The organism is Falsibacillus pallidus, from assembly GCF_003350505.1.
GTDB classification, from domain to species: domain Bacteria; phylum Bacillota; class Bacilli; order Bacillales; family DSM-25281; genus Falsibacillus; species Falsibacillus pallidus.
This window is the reverse complement of record NZ_QQAY01000001.1, coordinates 606,978-624,996: the sequence shown is the minus strand read 5'-3', so window position 1 is coordinate 624,996 and position 18,019 is coordinate 606,978. Positions and strand designations below refer to the sequence as shown.

General features: G+C 44.9%; 17 protein-coding genes. 12 read left to right on the top strand and 5 right to left on the bottom strand.

The window, feature by feature from the left end; genetic code table 11:
• Nucleotides 1-5 precede the first annotated feature (5 nt).
• The 10 genes from DFR59_RS03115 (at nt 6) to DFR59_RS03070 (ending at nt 10,042) form a co-directional block, all read left to right on the top strand.
• Nucleotides 6-1,022 (top strand): ABC transporter substrate-binding protein, encoded by a 1,017-nt coding sequence (locus DFR59_RS03115; protein ID WP_114744162.1) that lies wholly within the window; start codon nt 6-8, stop codon nt 1,020-1,022.
• Between the two features lie 15 nt (nt 1,023-1,037).
• Complete coding sequence (locus DFR59_RS03110) at nt 1,038-2,069, top strand: ABC transporter permease (RefSeq protein WP_114744161.1); 1,032 nt, start codon at nt 1,038-1,040, stop codon at nt 2,067-2,069.
• Nucleotides 2,070-2,867, top strand: a complete 798-nt coding sequence (locus DFR59_RS03105) for an ABC transporter ATP-binding protein (protein ID WP_114744160.1) — start codon at nt 2,070-2,072, stop codon at nt 2,865-2,867.
• Between the two features lie 14 nt (nt 2,868-2,881).
• Nucleotides 2,882-3,280 (top strand): thioesterase family protein, encoded by a 399-nt coding sequence (locus DFR59_RS03100; RefSeq protein ID WP_114744159.1) that lies wholly within the window; start codon nt 2,882-2,884, stop codon nt 3,278-3,280.
• 91 nt (nt 3,281-3,371) lie between these two features.
• Nucleotides 3,372-4,481, top strand: a complete 1,110-nt coding sequence (locus tag DFR59_RS03095; RefSeq protein ID WP_114744158.1) for a Leu/Phe/Val dehydrogenase — start codon at nt 3,372-3,374, stop codon at nt 4,479-4,481.
• 29 nt (nt 4,482-4,510) lie between these two features.
• Complete coding sequence (pdhA, locus tag DFR59_RS03090; protein ID WP_114744157.1) at nt 4,511-5,578, top strand: pyruvate dehydrogenase (acetyl-transferring) E1 component subunit alpha; 1,068 nt, start codon at nt 4,511-4,513, stop codon at nt 5,576-5,578.
• Complete coding sequence (locus tag DFR59_RS03085; protein WP_114744156.1) at nt 5,575-6,573, top strand: alpha-ketoacid dehydrogenase subunit beta; 999 nt, start codon at nt 5,575-5,577, stop codon at nt 6,571-6,573. Before pdhA ends, DFR59_RS03085 begins: the two co-directional genes overlap by 4 nt.
• Nucleotides 6,574-6,592: 19 nt before the next feature.
• A complete protein-coding gene (locus DFR59_RS03080) occupies nt 6,593-7,825 on the top strand; it encodes a dihydrolipoamide acetyltransferase family protein (protein ID WP_114744155.1) in 1,233 nt (410 codons plus the stop codon).
• A complete protein-coding gene (locus DFR59_RS03075) occupies nt 7,826-9,250 on the top strand; it encodes a dihydrolipoyl dehydrogenase family protein (protein WP_114744154.1) in 1,425 nt (474 codons plus the stop codon). It begins immediately after the preceding gene.
• A gap of 189 nt (nt 9,251-9,439) precedes the next feature.
• A complete protein-coding gene (locus DFR59_RS03070) occupies nt 9,440-10,042 on the top strand; it encodes an MEDS domain-containing protein (RefSeq protein ID WP_114744153.1) in 603 nt (200 codons plus the stop codon).
• A gap of 42 nt (nt 10,043-10,084) precedes the next feature.
• On the opposite strand, the gene DFR59_RS03065 is transcribed toward DFR59_RS03070, so the two are convergent.
• Nucleotides 10,085-11,383, bottom strand: a complete 1,299-nt coding sequence (locus DFR59_RS03065; RefSeq protein WP_114744152.1) for an NCS2 family permease — start codon at nt 11,381-11,383, stop codon at nt 10,085-10,087.
• Nucleotides 11,384-11,576: 193 nt separating this feature from the next.
• Between DFR59_RS03065 and DFR59_RS03060 the strand changes: the two genes are divergently transcribed.
• The gene (locus tag DFR59_RS03060; protein WP_114744151.1) at nt 11,577-13,235 is read left to right on the top strand and encodes a M20/M25/M40 family metallo-hydrolase; all 1,659 of its coding nucleotides are present in this window, start codon (nt 11,577-11,579) and stop codon (nt 13,233-13,235) included.
• Between the two features lie 48 nt (nt 13,236-13,283).
• On the opposite strand, the gene DFR59_RS03055 is transcribed toward DFR59_RS03060, so the two are convergent.
• Nucleotides 13,284-14,888, bottom strand: a complete 1,605-nt coding sequence (locus DFR59_RS03055) for an amidohydrolase (protein WP_114744150.1) — start codon at nt 14,886-14,888, stop codon at nt 13,284-13,286.
• Nucleotides 14,889-15,035: 147 nt separating this feature from the next.
• On the bottom strand, nt 15,036-15,167 hold the full coding sequence (locus tag DFR59_RS20470; RefSeq protein WP_281269330.1) for a hypothetical protein: 132 nt from the start codon (nt 15,165-15,167) through the stop codon (nt 15,036-15,038).
• A gap of 33 nt (nt 15,168-15,200) precedes the next feature.
• On the opposite strand from DFR59_RS20470, the gene DFR59_RS03050 reads away from it, so the two are divergent.
• A complete protein-coding gene (locus tag DFR59_RS03050) occupies nt 15,201-16,226 on the top strand; it encodes a LacI family DNA-binding transcriptional regulator (RefSeq protein WP_245948356.1) in 1,026 nt (341 codons plus the stop codon).
• Between the two features lie 44 nt (nt 16,227-16,270).
• Here the strand turns inward: DFR59_RS03050 and DFR59_RS03045 are convergent, their stop codons facing one another.
• The gene (locus DFR59_RS03045) at nt 16,271-17,269 is read right to left on the bottom strand and encodes an inorganic phosphate transporter (protein ID WP_114744149.1); all 999 of its coding nucleotides are present in this window, start codon (nt 17,267-17,269) and stop codon (nt 16,271-16,273) included.
• Nucleotides 17,270-17,282: 13 nt separating this feature from the next.
• Nucleotides 17,283-17,903, bottom strand: coding sequence for a DUF47 domain-containing protein (locus DFR59_RS03040; RefSeq protein ID WP_114744148.1), 621 nt, complete (start codon nt 17,901-17,903; stop codon nt 17,283-17,285).
• Nucleotides 17,904-18,019 lie beyond the last annotated feature (116 nt).

Genomic DNA, 18,019 nt, shown 5'->3' with positions numbered 1-18,019 from the left:
AAGAAATGAAGCATTTTTGGAAAAAAAGTTTAGCGTTAATCTTCACCACATCTATCGTCCTGTCAGCATGCGGATCGACTGAATCCGGTGCTCCGGAAAAATCGGCCGGTGGCTCGAAGGAGAAAAAGATGTTTACCATCGGTGTCACACAGATTGTTGAACATCCTTCATTAGACGCCGCCTTCGATGGATTTAAAGATGCAATAGCTGAAAGCGGGCTCAAGGACAATGTGAAATACGCTGTTCAAAACGCTCAAGGAGATGCTTCCGCCAACACCACGATAGCCAAAAACTTAGTAAGCTTCAATGTAGACCTCATCTTCGCAAACTCTACACCAAGTGCACAGGCTGCCCTGAGCAGCACAAAAAAAATACCGATCGTCTTTACGTCTGTGACAGATCCCGTCGGTGCTGAATTGGTAAAATCCATGGACCAGCCGGGGAATAATATCACAGGTACAGTCGACTCCCATCCAGACGCCATTCCTAACACACTTAAATTCATGAAAGAACAATTGAACGTCAAAAACGTCGGACTCATCTATAATGCCGGCGAGCAAAACTCGAGAGCCCAGGTCGACAATGTCAAGAAGATCATGGATGAAATCGGGGGAATGAAAGCAGTTGAAGCATCTGTTGCGACATCTGCTGACGTAAAGCAGGCAGCAGAATCCCTTGTTGGAAAAATCGATGCGTATTATATCGTTACGGATAACACGGTCGTTTCCGCCTTCGAATCTGTGGTAGGTGTAGCCAATGAACAGCACATTCCGCTTTTGGCAGCCGAGTTCGATTCCGTGAAAAGAGGAGCCTTTGCTGCATACGGCTTTGAGTACTACGACATCGGCCATGAAGCAGGAGAAATGGCTGCGAAAATCCTGAAAGGCGAAAAGAAGCCGTCTGAACTTCCTGTACAGCTTCCACAGAATCTGAAGCTTGTCATTAATAAGAAAGCTGCAAAAGCAATGGGCATAGAATTGAAGCCTGAATGGGACAGCATGGCAGAATACGTAGAAAACTAAAGGAGATGATTCGAAATGTTCTCGTTTGTCGCGATATTCGGCTCCGTAGAGCTTGGAATCATCTATGCCATCATGGCGCTGGGAGTCTATCTATCATTCAGGGTGCTTGACTTCCCTGACTTAACCGTTGATGGAAGCTTTGTAACGGGGGCTGCAGTCGCTGCAACCATGATTACGATGGGCTATTCCCCTTGGCTTTCGACTATCCTGGCCATTGCTGCCGGATTCATAGCAGGTTGTGCCACAGGGCTGCTGCATACAAAAGGGAAGATTAATGCACTCCTTTCCGGGATTTTGATGATGATTGCATTGTATTCCATTAATTTAAGGATCATGGGGCTGACGTCTGATACGTCAGTCGGCCGCCCCAATATCCCTCTTTTAAATAGCGAGACACTGTTTACAAAGTTTGGGGCTTTATGGGAAAAGACAGGCATCGATGAAGGGTTGAATGGCTTCTTCTCACGTATGCATGCCGATACATTGCCATCCACATGGGGAATCGTTTTCTTTATGCTCGTCGTAGTCCTATTGATCAAGTTCGCGGCAGACTGGTTCTTAAAGACGGAAGTGGGACTTGCTTTAAGAGCAACGGGAGACAACCAAAAAATGATCCGCAGCTTTTCAGCCAATACAGATACGCTGATCATTCTCGGTCTGGGCATTTCCAATGGACTTGTTGCCCTATCAGGGGCATTGGTTGCCCAATATGCCAAGTTTGCCGATATTGGAATGGGGATCGGGATGATTATCATCGGATTGGCATCTGTCATTATCGGTGAAGCGATATTCGGAACCAAATCCATTTTCAGAACCACATTTGCAGTCATTGGCGGGGCAATCATCTATCGGATTGTCGTCAGTTTGGCTCTAAGGGTCCAATTCCTCGATACTGGGGATATGAAGCTGATCACAGCATTCATCGTGATCCTTGCTTTGATCATGCCGAAGCTGATTGAAAAGCAAAAAGAGAAGAAGCGGAAAGCCAAAAGGCATGCTGAACGTGTTTCTGCCTTGAATGTTTCCGCAGAGCGGGAGGTGCAGTAGATGCTGCAAATGCATTCCATCGGGAAAATTTTCAATGAAACCACACCGGATGAAAAAATTGCCCTCCAAAATATCAGCCTTCATCTAAACAAAGGGGATTTCGTGACCGTCATCGGAAGCAATGGAGCTGGAAAATCAACTTTGATGAACGTGATTTCCGGCGTCCTTTCCCCTGATGTCGGCTCAGTGGAAATAAACGGGCAGAACGTGACGAATCTGCCAGAGTATAAACGTTCCAGGTTCATAGGCCGTGTTTTCCAAGACCCCATGGCAGGGACCGCTCCAACCATGACGATAGAAGAAAACCTGGCGATGGCGTACTCGCGGAATAAATCCAGGGGGTTAAGAAAAGGCGTCGATAAGGATAGAAAAGAGTTTTTTCGGGACTCCTTAGCCTCCCTCCATTTAGGGCTGGAAGGTAGGATGAATGCGAAGGTCGGCCTCCTTTCCGGCGGGGAACGCCAAGCGTTGTCACTCTTGATGGCGACATTCACTGAGCCTTCCATCCTTCTTTTAGATGAACATACGGCTGCTCTAGATCCATCCAGGGCGCAGCTGATCACAGAGCTTACAAAAGAAATCGTGCAAAAGCATGGACTCACGACACTCATGGTCACACACAATATGAAGCAGGCGCTGGATTTAGGAAATCGTCTGATCATGATGGATAAAGGCGAAATCATTTTAGAAGCGTCTGAAAATGAAAAGAGCCAGCTGACCATTGAACAGCTGCTGAAAGAGTTCCAGCGCATCAAGGGAGAGCAAATGGCGAATGACAGAGCTCTCCTCAGCATGTAGAAAGGGGAACGCGGATGAAACCAGGAATGGAAGTGGGGCAGACAGCTGTCGTGACCTTTGAGGTCACGCCTGACATGTTTGCGCAATTCGAAGGGAATGTCGTGCACCCTGCCTATTCAACCGTTTCGATGGTCTACCATATGGAGTGGGCTTCCCGAAAGATCATCCTTCCTTATCTGGAAGAACATGAAGAGGGAATCGGCGGGACGGTTCAGGTCAAGCACATCGCTCCATCAGGTGCGGGGACAAAAGTGCAGGTAAAAGCAACTTTAATACAATTGAAGAAAAATACAGTACTAACAAAAGTGGAAGCTTCAAATGAAGCTGGCCTTATTGGAGTCGGAGAGGTCGTTCAGGCGATCCTTCCAAAAGAAGAAATCAAGAAAAAGATAGAAAGCAGTTTGATGGTTTAATAGAGCAGCGGCGCTATATATAAAGCGCCTGCTCTTTCCAATTTAAAAAATGTAAGCGTTTACGATATCGCACATAAGGAGGAGATTTCAGATGGATTTATTTCAGGATATTCGTGAACATGAGCAGGTTGTCTTCTGCAATGACCCGGAAACGGGGCTGAAAGCGATTATCGCCATACATAATACAACGCTTGGACCGGCGCTCGGGGGCTGTCGGATGCGCCCGTATGCCAAATTTGATGATGCCTTGGAAGATGTTTTGAGGCTTTCAAAAGGAATGACTTATAAATGTGCGGCTGCCGATGTGGACTTCGGAGGAGGAAAATCCGTCATCATCGGAGACCCGTCAAAAGATAAGACGCCTGAATTGTTCCGTGCTTTCGGTCAATTTGTAGAATCATTGAATGGACGGTTCTATACGGGCACCGACATGGGCACAACGCCGGATGATTTCGTTCATGCTTTGAAAGAAACAAACTGCATCGTGGGCGTGCCGGAGGAATACGGAGGCAGCGGCGATTCCTCAGTGCCGACTGCACTCGGAGTCGTCTACGGAATACAGGCCACCAATCAGACGGTTTACGGCTCACCTGATCTCGGCAGCCATACGTATGCCATTCAGGGGCTTGGCAAAGTCGGCTTCAAGGTCGCTGAAAAATTGTTGTCTGAAGGAGCATCGCTTTACGTAACGGATATTAATCCAAAAGCCATAGAAGCGCTGCTCGAAAAAGGGAAGGAAGTCGGCAATGATTCCATCCGGGCCGTTTCCGGGACAGATATTTATGGGGTGGATGCAGATGTGTTTGTGCCATGCGCACTTGGCGGCATCCTTCATGACGAAACGATCGATATGCTTCGCGTAAAAGCGGTGGCAGGGTCCGCCAATAATCAGCTGCTCGAAGACAGACATGGGGAAATGCTCATGAAAAAAGGCATCCTTTATGCACCTGACTATATCGTCAATGCAGGAGGACTGATCCAAGTGGCGGATGAATTATACGGGCCGAATAAAAGCAGGGTCCTGAATAAGACGAAGGCCATTTATGATTCGCTGCTTGCCGTTTATTTGCATTCAGAAAATGAACATGTCCCTACTTCCCAGGCAGCCAATGCCTTTTGCGAAAAACGAATTGATTCCAGAAGAAAAAGAAGCAGTTTCTTTTCACATCATAAACGCCCGAAATGGAGTATCCGAAACTAAAAAATCTCTCGTGGAAAGGATGTTGAAAGATGGAGCCGTTTAAAATGATCCGCTATATGGATGAACAAGGAAATAAGCAGGATATCGAAGGAGCAGAGGCTATTACGGAGGATTTGGCCAAAGCCATGTTTGAGAAGATGACGCTTGTCAGAACATTCGACAGGAAAGCCATCAGCCTTCAGAGACAAGGGAGACTTGGAACTTATGCACCGTTTGAGGGACAGGAGGCAGCACAGGTAGGAAGCGCCTCTGCATTAAAAGGAGAAGATTGGCTGTTCCCGACTTACCGCGACCACGCAGCAACCATCACATTCGGACATTCACTTCCTCGTGTCTTCCTTTATTGGAATGGGAGGGTGGAAGGATGCGTCGCACCGGAAGGAAAGCATATTTTTCCGCCTGCAGTCCCCATCGCTACACAGCTTCCCCATGCGACAGGTGCAGCATTGGCAGAGAAATGGAAAGGGACGGATAATGCAGCGATCGTTTATTTCGGAGACGGAGCTACGTCTGAAGGCGATTTCCATGAAGGCATGAACTTTGCCAGCGTCTTTAAAGCACCGGTTGTTTTCTTCAATCAAAACAACCAATATGCGATTTCAGTCCATATCAGCAGACAGATGAATTCCGAAACGATCGCCCAAAAATCGGTTGCCTATGGGATTCCGGGAGTCCGTGTGGATGGAAATGATATCTTCGCCGTTCATTTTGAAACGAAAAAAGCTCTCGAACGGGCAAGGAGAGGAGAAGGCCCGACATTGATCGAGGCAGTCACTTGGCGGTATGGTGCCCATACGACAGCAGATGATCCGACAAAATACCGCGACCAGGAAGCAAGCGTCCAGAAGCGTCCGCAAATCGATCCGCTTTTAAGACTCGAGCGCTTTATGAAAAATGAGGGGTATTGGGATCAGGATTGGGCAGAGGAAGTCAGAAAGAAATGTACAGAAACCATTGAATCGGCTGTCGCTGAAATGGAATCCTTCCCTGAGCCGAACGTGGAAGATATTTTTGATTATGTCTTTGAAAAGCCAACATGGACCATTCAGCAGCAAAAAGAAGAGTACCTTCAGCTGTTAAGGGGGAATCAAGGATGAGTACAACCATGACGAACGTCCAAAAACTGTCGCTAGTCCAGGCAGTGACAGATGGTTTGCGGACCATGATGAAGGAACGAAAAGAAGTCATTGTGATGGGAGAAGATGTCGGCAAGAATGGCGGGGTTTTCCGGGCTACAGAAGGATTGATGGAAGAATTTGGAGAGGACCGGGTGATTGATACTCCATTGAGCGAGGCGGGCATCGTAGGCACGGGGATCGGGCTTGCACTGAACGGCTTTTTGCCGGTTGTGGAGATGCAATTCCTTGGATTCATCTACCCTGCCTTTGAGCAGATCATGACCCATGCGACACGGATCCGAATGAGGACGCTTGGAAAATATTCAGTTCCGATGGTCATCCGCGCCCCTTATGGAGCAGGGATCCGTGCACCGGAAATCCACTCTGACAGTGTTGAAGCGCTATTCACACATATGCCGGGCATCAAGGTCGTCTGCCCATCCAATCCATATGATGCAAAAGGACTGTTGATTGCCAGCATCGAGGACCCGGATCCCGTATTATTCATGGAATCCATGCGGTGCTACCGCTCCACGAAAGCAGAGGTCCCTACAGGGAAATATACCGTGGAAATCGGAAAGGCAAACGTCCTGACAGAAGGAGAGGATGTCACGATTTTTGCCTGGGGTGCTATGGTCGTGATTGCCGAAAAAGCAGCAGCAGAATTTAAAAAGAAGAATATCAGCTGTGAAGTGGTTGATTTAAGGACCCTTTACCCGCTGGACAAAGAAACCATCAGTGCCTCTATCCAAAAAACAGGAAGAGCCGTCATCATCCATGAAGCCCATGCTACTGGAGGAGTCGGAAGCGACCTGATCGGATTGATCAACGACACCTCATTCCTGTATCTCAAGGCTCCGATTGAAAGAGTGACGGGCTATGACGTTCCCGTTCCGTTTTCTGCCCTGGAGGATCATTATGTGCCGACAGTGCAGCGACTGGTGAAAGCAATCGACAAAGTCATTCATTTTTAAAAGAAGCGAGGTGTAGAACATGGTCGAATTAAAGCTTCATGATATTGGTGAAGGCATGACAGAGGGGGAAGTCCTGCATTATTTTGTGAAAGTCGGAGATCAAGTGAAAAGCGATCAGCCACTGGTCGAAGTCCAGACAGACAAAATGACAGCAGAACTCCCATCCCCTGCTGCAGGAATTGTTAAAGAAATTCTGATTGGGACAGGAAACACTGTAGAAGTAGGAACCACCCTGCTGATCATTGAATCAGAAGGCGTGAAGCATTTCTCTCCACAAGCAGAACAAAAGCTCCCGGAAAAGCCTGTTCATAATGAAATAAAAGAAACAGCCCCTGCTGCCCTCCTTTCTAAAAAGAGAGTTCTTGCAGCTCCTTATACAAGAAAGATTGCACGAGAGCTAGGGGTTAATATTGAAGAAGTCAAAGGAACAGGTCCTGCCGGGAGGGTGACAGATGAAGATGTTCACCGCTTTATGAAAAATGGCTCCCAGTCGACTCAAGTTGAAGCCAAAGACCCTGTAAAACCGGAATCGAAAGCCAGCCAATCCGCACCAGTGGATTTGGCGCCTGAATCCATTCCATTCAAAGGAAGAAGAAAGCAGATCGCCAAAAAAATGACGAAATCGCTGTTCACGATCCCTCATGTAAGCCACTTTGATGAGGTGGATATGACGACGCTCCTTGCAATGGTGGGAGAGTGGAAAGAATCGAATCAACGAATTTCCATTGCCGCATTATTTATCAAAGCCATCGGTTTGGCATTGAAGGATTTCCCGATATTCAATGCGGTCCTGGATGAAGAAAATGAACAGATTCATCTGAAAAGGAATATAAATATCGGCGTTGCAGTGGATACAGAAGATGGCCTGATTGTCCCTGTTATCCATCATGTCGAGCAAAAAAGCATTAAAGCCATACACGAAGAGATGAAGCAATTGATCGAAAAAGCCCAGCGGAACGAGCTGTCCGCTAAAGAAATGACTGGCGGTACTTTCACCATCAGCAATGTCGGTCCACTCGGAAGCACCGGCGCCACTCCGATCATCAATCATCCGGAGGTAGGGCTCATGGCTTTCCATAAGACGAAAAAACGTCCGGTCGTCGTCAAGGATGAGATTGTCATCCGATCGATGATGAATATGACCATGTCCTTTGACCACCGGGTAGCTGATGGTGCCCATGCGGTCAGGTTTACGAATCGTGTGATCGAACTATTGGAGAATCCATCCAAAATGATACTGGAGATGGTTTAAATGGTAGTAGGTGAACTCGCTCAGGAAAAAGATGTGGTCATCTTAGGAGGCGGTCCGGCAGGCTATACAGCCGCCATCCGGGCAGCGCAATCGGGAAGGGAAGTGCTGCTGATTGAAAAGGATCAGCTTGGCGGCACATGTCTGAACAAGGGATGCATCCCTTCTAAAGCAACAGCAGAAGCTGCGAAACAGTATAAGCATATGGATCATTTAAAAAACATGGGATTTGAAATAGGCAGCGGGCATTTCGATTTTGGCCGCTTCAAAGAGTACAGGGATGGAAAAGTGGATCAATTGAGAAAAGGAGTCGAGTCTTTGTGCAAAGCGAACAAAATTGAAGTGATGTTTGGCGAAGCCGTCTTCCTCTCAGATGACCGCATTGGAATTGAAAATGGACACCAATTTGATGTTGTACGTTTCAACCACGCCTTGATTTCCGTCGGAGCCTCAGGAGGGAAGAAGGCCGGACTGATTGGAGCGTCAGACTTATTCCGGTTCTCAACTCTCCCTGAAGAACTGATTTTGGCAGGCAGCAGCTATATCGTATTAGAAGCTGCATTTGCCTACCATTCATTCGGCGTCAAAACGACTATCATTAATGAGGGTGAAACGTTCGGATTGGACGAAACGATTGAAAAAGAACTGCTGAGGCAGTTGAAGAAGGCTAAAATTCCTGTTCATATGGGAGCGAAAGCAATCAAGATCGATTGGAATGGCGATCGGACTTTATGCCGTTTTGTCAATGCAAAAGGAGAATCGATGGAGCTTGCTTCTTCCCATATCTATATGGATGAGCAGTACAATGGGAATACCTCTGCCCTTGGACTTGAACGGATTGGAATCGAGTTGGATGAAAATCAATTTATTAAAGTGGATGAATGGGGAAGGACGTCCCTTTCTAACATTTATGCAGCCGGGGATGTCACTGGCGCACCATTCTCTGCTGTTAAAGCGATCAAGCAAGGGAAGGCAGCTGTCGAAGCCATGATGGGTAACGAGCATGCAGCTCCTGCTGACTTCTATTATTTGCCGACAATCATTCACTCCCAGCCGCCGGTTGCCTCTGTTGGAATGACAGAAGAAGTAGCAAGAAGTGAAAACCTTGACTACAGGGCAGGGACCTACGTGCTTGGAGGAAACGGCTATGCCGCGTTGACGGAGAAAAAAGATGGATTGGTGAAAGTGCTATTTGAAGAAGGGACAGACCGGCTGCTTGGCATCCATATTATCGGAGAAGGAGCCATCGACCTGATTCAGACGGGTGTGGTGGGACTGGAGATGGCAGCAAGGGACGAAGATTTCCTTTACCCTAACTATGCCCATCCGAGCCTCGCAGAAAGCTTGCTGGAGGCTTGTGAGGATGCAGTAGGGAAAGCCATCCATCAAGCCCCTAAGAATAAGAAAGCAGAAAAAGTAAAAATGTAGAAGCAGGAACTAAGAATCATATTCTTCCAATAAAAAGATATAATCCACTCTATTAAGTGTGGATTATATCTTTTTTCATGAACCAGCGGATTTTTTTACAAAATAGTGTTTCGTTTTCATAGATAACGGGTAAATGTGTCAATTGAATATACATCCGCTTAAAAATAGAGAGAAAAGGGGAATAAACAAATGGGGGAGTTCACGAATCAGACGAAGGAAATTTTGGAGTCTTCTGGTGGGCACATATTCTATGAATTTCAATTAGTGGATGATTACATCAAAAATACGGTTTCGTACATAACAGCCGGAATTAAACACGGAGACCACGTAATTCTTATTGAAAATGAACATTTTTATCCAAAAATCCTCTGCCAGTTGAAGAAAGAGCTGACTCCGGAAGAAATAGAGAAAGTACATTATATACATAATTTTGATTTTTATTGCTTCAGAGGCGATTTTTACTATAAATCAATCATCTCCTATTTTGAAAAATATGTGGAGCCCTTCTTCGAAAAAGACATTCCTATCCGCTCATGGGCACACGTTGAATGGGGAGACAGCGACCAGCTGACCTACTATGTCGGCGAATACGAAAAAGAAGTGGATCAGACGCTAGTAAGCTTAGGGTTGACCTCCGTATGCGCATATGATGAAAAGCGAGTGCCGCCGGAATTCAGGCAGACGCTCCTCTCCTGCCACAGAATGTACATGACCGACCACGAAGTATTCAACATAAAAGAAAATATGAAACTTGCGAGAGTCGGGAAAGTGGTTCATCCATCTCGTAAATGAAAAAACCGTTCAGGACATTCCTGAACGGTTTTATACTTTCTATTAGTGTGGTAAAAACGCCAGCTGATAGAAAAACAAGATGGCAAACACATAAACTAACAGATGAACTTCTCTCCATTTCCCTTTTACCACTTTCAATAATGGGTAAGAGATGAAGCCTAAAGCAATGCCTGTTGCAATGCTTGATGTCAGCGGCATGCTGAGGATAATCAGGAAGGCAGGGAATGCTTCTTCAAGATCATTCCAATTGATTTTCGCAATGCTTCCCATCATCAAGCTTCCGACGATAATCAAGGCAGGGGCCGTAATGGCAGACAATCCGGAAACAGCGCTGACCACTGGGCCGAAGAATGCTGCAAGGATGAATAATACGGCTACAGTCAAGGAAGTCAATCCAGTACGTCCGCCTGCTGCAACACCGCTGGAAGATTCAATGTAAGCACTTGTCGGGCTTGTACCAAAAATGGCCCCGATTGTAGTGGCAATAGAATCAGACAGAAGAGCTTCACGAGCACGCGGCATGGATTTTCCTTTCATCAAGCCCGCTTGTTGGGCAACCCCGATCATTGTACCTGTCGTATCAAAAATCGTAACAAGCAAGAAAGAAAAGACAACGGCGTATAGGCCATATTGGACCACATCTCCAAAGGCATGCAATGGATTAATGACCATTCCTTCAGGCAACGTAGGCAATGAAACGAATCCATTATCGAATGAAAGCTGGCCTGTGAAGAAGGCAATGATGCCAGTCACGATCATCCCAATGAAAAGGGCGCCGTTTACGTTCAGCACCATCAAGATGAGAGTAATGGCTAAACCTGTAAGAGCTAAAAGTGCTGAAGGGGCATGCAGGTCTCCAAGAGTAACAAGATTTGTTGGGTGGGCTGTGATGATGCCTGTCAGACGGAGTCCTATAAAGGCGATGAACAGGCCGATCCCTGCGGTGATCCCATATTTTAAATTATCCGGAATCGCTTCAATCAATTTTTTTCTGAAAGGCGTCAAAGATAAAATGACAAATATAATACCAGCAACAAAGACTGCTGAAAATGCGACCTGATAAGAAATATTAGTATGGGTGCCCACAACTGAATAGGCAAAGTATGCATTCAATCCCATTCCGGGTGCAATGGCAATTGGATAGTTGGCTGACAGCGCCATCCAAAGTGTACCAATGACAGTAGCAATGATGGTTGCAGTGAATACTTGATTGAACGGCACTCCCGCATCTGCTAAAATGACCGGATTCACGACAACGATATAGACCATTGTTAAAAAGGTTGTCAGTCCGGCAATCATTTCCGTCTTAACAGTTGTTCCGTTTTCTTTTAATTTAAACATGAAAGGTAACCTCCAAAAACACGAACATTATTTATTTACCTAAGTAATAATATTCGTTTTTCTCTTGTGTTGCAAGTGATTTTTCTCATTTCCTTATATTTTCGCCCAAATTAGGCAGTCTGACACCTGTGAAACCCCTTTCATTTCCATAGAGGGTGAGATAAGATGAAGGAAGAGAAGGGGAGGGTTTTCTATGTTTCAACAGCTGAAGGATCTTTCATTGTATGAGCAGGCAGAGCTTCTCACAAGAACGCTGGTCAAAAGAGAAAGCTATAATGGCACTCATGGGGAAAAAGAAAAAGCAGAATTCATCAAGGATATCCTTGTATCCTTTCCATATTTTCAAAAGCACCCGGATCAGGTGTGGGTGCAGGAAATAGAAAATGACGGTCTGGAAAGAAAAAATATATTTGCCTTCATTCAAGGGAAATCGAAGCGAACCGTCCTTTATCACGCCCATATTGATACGGTTTCTACAGAGGACTATGGTCCGCTTCAGGAAAAAGCGCATGATCCCGATGCCTTAAGGAGATTTTTTCAGTCCTATGATGGGGATGAAAAAGTGCAGAAGGATGCTGAATCCGGTAAATGGCTGTTCGGCAGAGGGGCTCTGGATATGCAGAGCGGAATTGCGGTCCATTTGGCTAATGCCCTATACTATTCAGAACACCCGGAAGAATTGGAGGGAAGCCTTCTCTTACTGTTCAATCCTGATGAAGAAAGCCAGCATGCAGGGATGATTACGGCATTGTCAGAACTTGAGAGATTGAAAATGGAAGAGAACCTGACGTTCCTCGCGGCTATCAATAATGATTTCATTTCGCCGCTTTACGAAGGGGATTGCAAACGGTATATCTACACGGGTGCTGCAGGCAAAATTCTTCCGTGCTTCCACGTATTCGGGCGGGTTGCCCACGTGGGGGATGGTCTAAAAGCAATCGATCCGACTTATATCACTTCCGAAATCAATCGCAGCATCAATCAAAATCCGCGTTTCATGGAAAGGATAGACGGAGAGTTCATATTGCCGCCATCATGCCTTTATCACCGGGACGATAAAGTTTCTTATAATGTTCAGACTCCTGAAAGCAGCAAGATTTACTTCAACTACTTCATGTATGAAAAAACGGCGAAGGACGTTCTGAAGGAAATGGTTCAAATCGCGCATGGTGTATGCAAAGACTACGGACAGATGCTGCTGGAGAGAAATGAACTATTCCGGAACATTCATAGTCTGCCGGAAAGAAATTTGGATATAAATATTGAAGTTGTGACACTTTTTGAGTTCATGGAAAAATTGAAATTGGAAGGCAGAGACGTGGAAAATACATTGGAAACTGTTTTAGATGAAACAATGGGGCTCGATACAAGGGAGCGGGCATTTAAGATGGTAGAAGCCCTTCAGCAGCTTGATCCTGATAAGAATCCTCGTGTAGTTGTGTTTTTTGCCCCGCCATTTCTGCCTCATAACTATTTGAATGTAGAGAATGAGTTTGGGACCAAGACCAAAAAGGCGCTGGAAGAACGTTTAAATAGAATCAGTGAGGAAACAGGGGAAGAGTTTGTGGTAAAACGGTTCTTTCCTTACTTGGCAGATGGAAGTTTCCTTTCGCTCCATGAAAGCGATGAGGACATTGATAATTTGACAAAAAATATCCCCATGATGGACGAACTGTATCCGCTGCCGATTTCAAGGATAAGGAATTTAAATATTCCATCCATTAATATTGGCGTTTACGGTGAGGACGGGCATAAATGGACCGAGCGGCTTTATATGCCGTATACATTCGGTGTGCTGCCCGAGGTCATCCGCGAAGTGACCGGATCCTTCTGGGGAATGGATGTTGAATGACAAATAAGAAACATAAAAAAACAGGCCGTTGACTCCGGCCTGTTTTCTTTATTCCTTCTGATACACACGCTTACCTTCCATCCACGTTTCGCAAACTTGCAGATGACGAAGCTCTTTTTCTGGCACCTCGCATGGATGGTGATCCAATAAGATGAAATCAGCTTGAAAGCCTTTTTCAATTTTTCCCCGCTTATTGTCTGAGAGTTCCATTTTTACAGGGACAAATGAATAGCCATCAAACGCCTCATCAATAGTCAACTTTTCTTGAGGCATCCAGCCATTTTCCGGCTGATGATCTTTGTCCGTTCGATTTACTGCTGCAAATATCCCTTCAAATGGATTCAATTCACCGATCGGGGCATCTGAACTCAGGGTGGTCGGAACATGATTTCTAATCAGGGAAGCAAAGGCGTCACAGTACGGCACAAGGTCGTCGCCAACCCATTTTGCAGTTTCATCCCACTCATTCATAAGGAAAGAGGGCTGTGTTTCAATATAAGGTTTTAACTTTTTTAAACGCTGAATCAGGTCTTCTCCCAATACCTGGGCATGGATGATCCGGTGGCAGAGTTCGTCCGTTCTGGCTTCATCCTGCTCCAAGGCAATGATTGCCTGTTCAACTGATCTGTCACCGATGGCATGCATGGCGACCTGCATATTGTTTTCTGAAGCAAGTTTCACCATTTCATTTAATTCCTCTTGGGAATAGACAAGTTTACCGGATGTTTCAGGTTTATCCCGGTATGCCATCCTTAAGGCAGAAGTGTGGAGGCGCTGCGTCCCGTCTAGGAAAATTTTAAACGCCCCGACTTTGACGCGTTCTGTTCCTTCCCCGGTTCTTAAGGAGTGGTTATTTAAATAGTGGTGGATGTCATCGATGTTAAATAAGTAATGATGGAGGAGGCAGGTGATCGGAAGCTCTCCTTCCTGTTCGAGCTCTGTATAGGCACTCCATAATTTTTCATAGGAGCCGATGAAATTCAGATCTTCTGTATGGATGGCTGTAATGCCATGCCTTAGGAGATGTGGGATTCCCATTTTTATTGCTTCTTTTGCATCGGCAACGGATCTCCCTCGGAAGTGTCTTTTAAGGTAATGAACGGCAGTATCTTTAAAACGGCCATTCCAGCTCCCGTCTTCCCCGGTTTCTTTGAAGAGGTCTGGAATGTTCTTAAAGTTTTTTTCTTTTTCAAGCAAGTCAATCACTTTTTGGTTTACTACACATTCATGGCCGTCCTCGTGAAGGAAGAACATTTTTTTATCCAAATGGATTTCATCCAGATCGTCTTTTTTAAGCAAGTGGTCGATGTCAGTGAATTGGCTGTCATCCAAGCCTCTTCCAACAATCCAATCTTCTTCTTCCATCTCTGGATAAAATTCGCGGACTTCCCGCTTCATTTCTTCCCAGCTGGTCACATGCCGTAAATCAAGTTCTTTTTTCATCAGTCCATACCGCAAGAAATGCAGATGGGAATCGGTGAAGCTCGGGGCCATGACCCGTCCCTTTGCGTCATATGAGTCTGCACCACTTTGATTGGAAGCGGCGGGACCGATGGAATCAAATTTTCCCTCTTCATTAATAGAAACTTGATAAAGCTCCTCTTTTGGATGTGTGGTGCCTGGCTGATAGATTCTAACATTGTTGATGATCAAAAAATCTCCTCCTGTAACAGTCTTTACTTATTCCATTCCACATCGGAACGAAGAATAAACAGGTGTTTTTTCCGTCTGATGTGGAAAAGGCAATTTCATGACTTTAAAAAAGAGGAAGGATATAATGAAAGAAAACAACGTGTTATATCATTTTTTAAATAAATCTTTAAAGGGATCCTTTGAATCATCCATGTAGCTGAAACCCTTGGCGCTCAAGGCAAGATAGGAGCCAAAAAGGATGATGAGGCAAAGGAATAGAAGAATCAAAATACCGATCATGAGATACGCACCTCCTTGTTTGAGGTAACTTTAATGTATGAAACGCGTTTCATAGCAAGACTTTTATTAAATAAATATTCAGGTGATGATATGGGAAATATTCGGGAAGTAGCAAAGCTTGCAGGAGTTTCCGTCACGACTGCTTCGAGGGTCTTCAATGGGCATCCATATGTATCTGAGGAGAAAGTGAAGGCTGTCATGGAAGCTGCAGAAAAGCTGAATTATACAAAAAATATCAATGCGGTTCATTTGTCAAAAGGGAGGACAAACTCTGTGGGCATCGTCCTTCCATTTTTGCATCTTCCTTATTACGGTGAATGGCTGCACGGGCTGGCAGAAGAAGCGATCAAGGAAGGAATCAGCCTGCAAGTCTTTCAGACCAACTATCAAAAGAAAGCGGAGATTGATGCACTTCAATCATTGAAAAGCAGACAGGTCGACGGATTGATCATTGTCTCGAGGATAAATGAAATCGAAGTGATTTCTGCTTTTCGGGAGGATGGCCCCATCGTTCTTTGCGAAAAGATTGAACAAGGTTTTCCATCGGTTTATATCGACCATTACCAAGCGTTTCAAACAGCTCTTGAAACATTAAGGGAAAAGGGACATCAGAGCATCGGACTCTGCATCCACCGGAAAACAGGCACTAATAGCATTGAACGCATTCAAGCATATAGAGATTCTCTGAAGAAATTTAAAATGGATTTAAACGAAGAATGGATTTTTACCGGCTGCTATACCATCAATGATGGAATAAGGGTGATGAATGAGTGGGAAAAGCTGAAGAATCGTCCGACTGCCCTTTTGGCTACAAGCGATCAAGTGGCAGCAGGAATTGTGTCTGAAGCTAAAAAAGCGGCAATAGATATCCCAGGAGATTTAGCAGTCATGAGCTGTGACAACCATCCGATTTCAGAACTGCTTGATATTACATCCATCCACATTCCGGTAAAAGAAATGGGGAGGAGGGCTTTTAAACTGTTCATCCGCAGTCTGGATGGAGAAGACAATGTCCGGGAAAAGCTCGAAACCAATATTTTTATGCGAAGCACCATATAAGTCGATAATAAAAAGGCCGTGTGATGATCACGGCCTTTCATTTATTAAAAAAAGAAATCCATTATCCAATATAGAATTGCAGCTAAAGCAGCGGAAATCGGAAGGGTGATGACCCAAGTAATGATGATTCTTTTCGCTGTATTCCACTGAACTCCTTTTCTGCGGTGAGAGGCCCCGACGCCAAGGATGGATGAAGAAATGACGTGGGTGGAGCTGACAGGCAAATGCACGTAAGTCGCTCCGAAAATGATCAATGCAGATGATAAGTCAGCTGCAACGCCATTTACAGGACGGAGTTTCATGATTTTGCCTCCGACTGTCTGGATGATCTTCCATCCACCGATGGATGTGCCAAGTCCCATAGCGGTAGCACAGGATAACTGTACCCAGAACGGGATATCGGCTGAAGATAAGTAATTATTTGAAATCAATGCCAGCGTGATGATCCCCATTGCCTTTTGCGCGTCATTCGTTCCGTGTGAATAGGATTGAATCGCTGCAGTGGCAATTTGATAGATGCGGAAGCGCTGATTCGTCTTCGTTAAATTGTGGTTCTTAAGGAAGACCTTAAAGATGGTATAAATAATAAATCCGATTACGAAAGCGAGTATTGGCGAAATAAGCAGAGCTTCAAGAATCTTGATGAATCCTGTGTAGTTCAATGCAGTAAATCCTGCAGATGCAATCGCGGCACCAGCAATGGCCCCGATAATGGCATGTGAAGAACTGCTTGGGATTCCGTAATACCAAGTAATCAAATTCCAAACGATTGCAGAAATCAAAGCTGCCAAAATGACCAAAGATCCGTTGTGAAGCGTGAAAGGATCTACAATGTCCTTAGTGATGGTCTTAGCAACACCAGTGAAAGTCAATGCACCGATGAAGTTCATGACGGCAGCCAATAAAATGGCATGTCTCGGCTTTAATGCTTTTGTAGAGACAGATGTGGCAATCGTATTGGCCGTATCATGGAATCCATTGATAAAGTCAAATATGAGTGCACCGATTACGATAAGAATAGTTATGACGAATAAAGTATCCATTTATGATGGCCCCTTATGCGTTTTTCATGACGATTGTTTCCAGAGTATTGGCAACGTTTTGACAATCGTCGGCGATTTCTTCAAGATTTTCGTAGATTTCTTTTACTTTAATGATTTGGATAGGATCTTTTTCAGTTGCAAATAGATTCTTGATGGATTGGCGAAGGACGCCATCGCACATGGATTCTTGGTCTTTGATTCTAATCGCATGCTCACGGATATCTTTTAATTTTCTTGTAGAAAGAAGATTGATTGCTTTTTCAATTTCAATCGCACAGTTGCGGATTGCTTCTACGAACTTGATCATATAGTCGTCTGCTGATGTGATTGAGTACATTTCAAATAATGCAGCATTGTGCTCAAGTCCATCAAGGACATCATCAAGAGTCATCGTTAATGCCAAAAGATCTTCACGTTCGATTGGTGTGATGAATGCTTGATTTAATTCAAGGATCATATCGTGAACGAGAGTGTCGCCCTTTGTTTCATATTCCTTCATTTTATCGGAGAAAATCTTCAAGTCGCTTACGTTTGTGATTTTAAAATCAGCATAGTAGTTAGCTGCTGTGACGATGTTTGAAGAAATATTTCCTAACAGGATCGAAAACTTATCCTTTTTGCCGATTAAGGCCATGTAGAACCCCTCCATCTAATTGTTTTTCATCAAAGGTTTTTCAAACGATTTAATTTTATCGTTTTATGAAGAAATTATAAACAATTTGTCGAAAAAAATCATACTACTGTAACTTC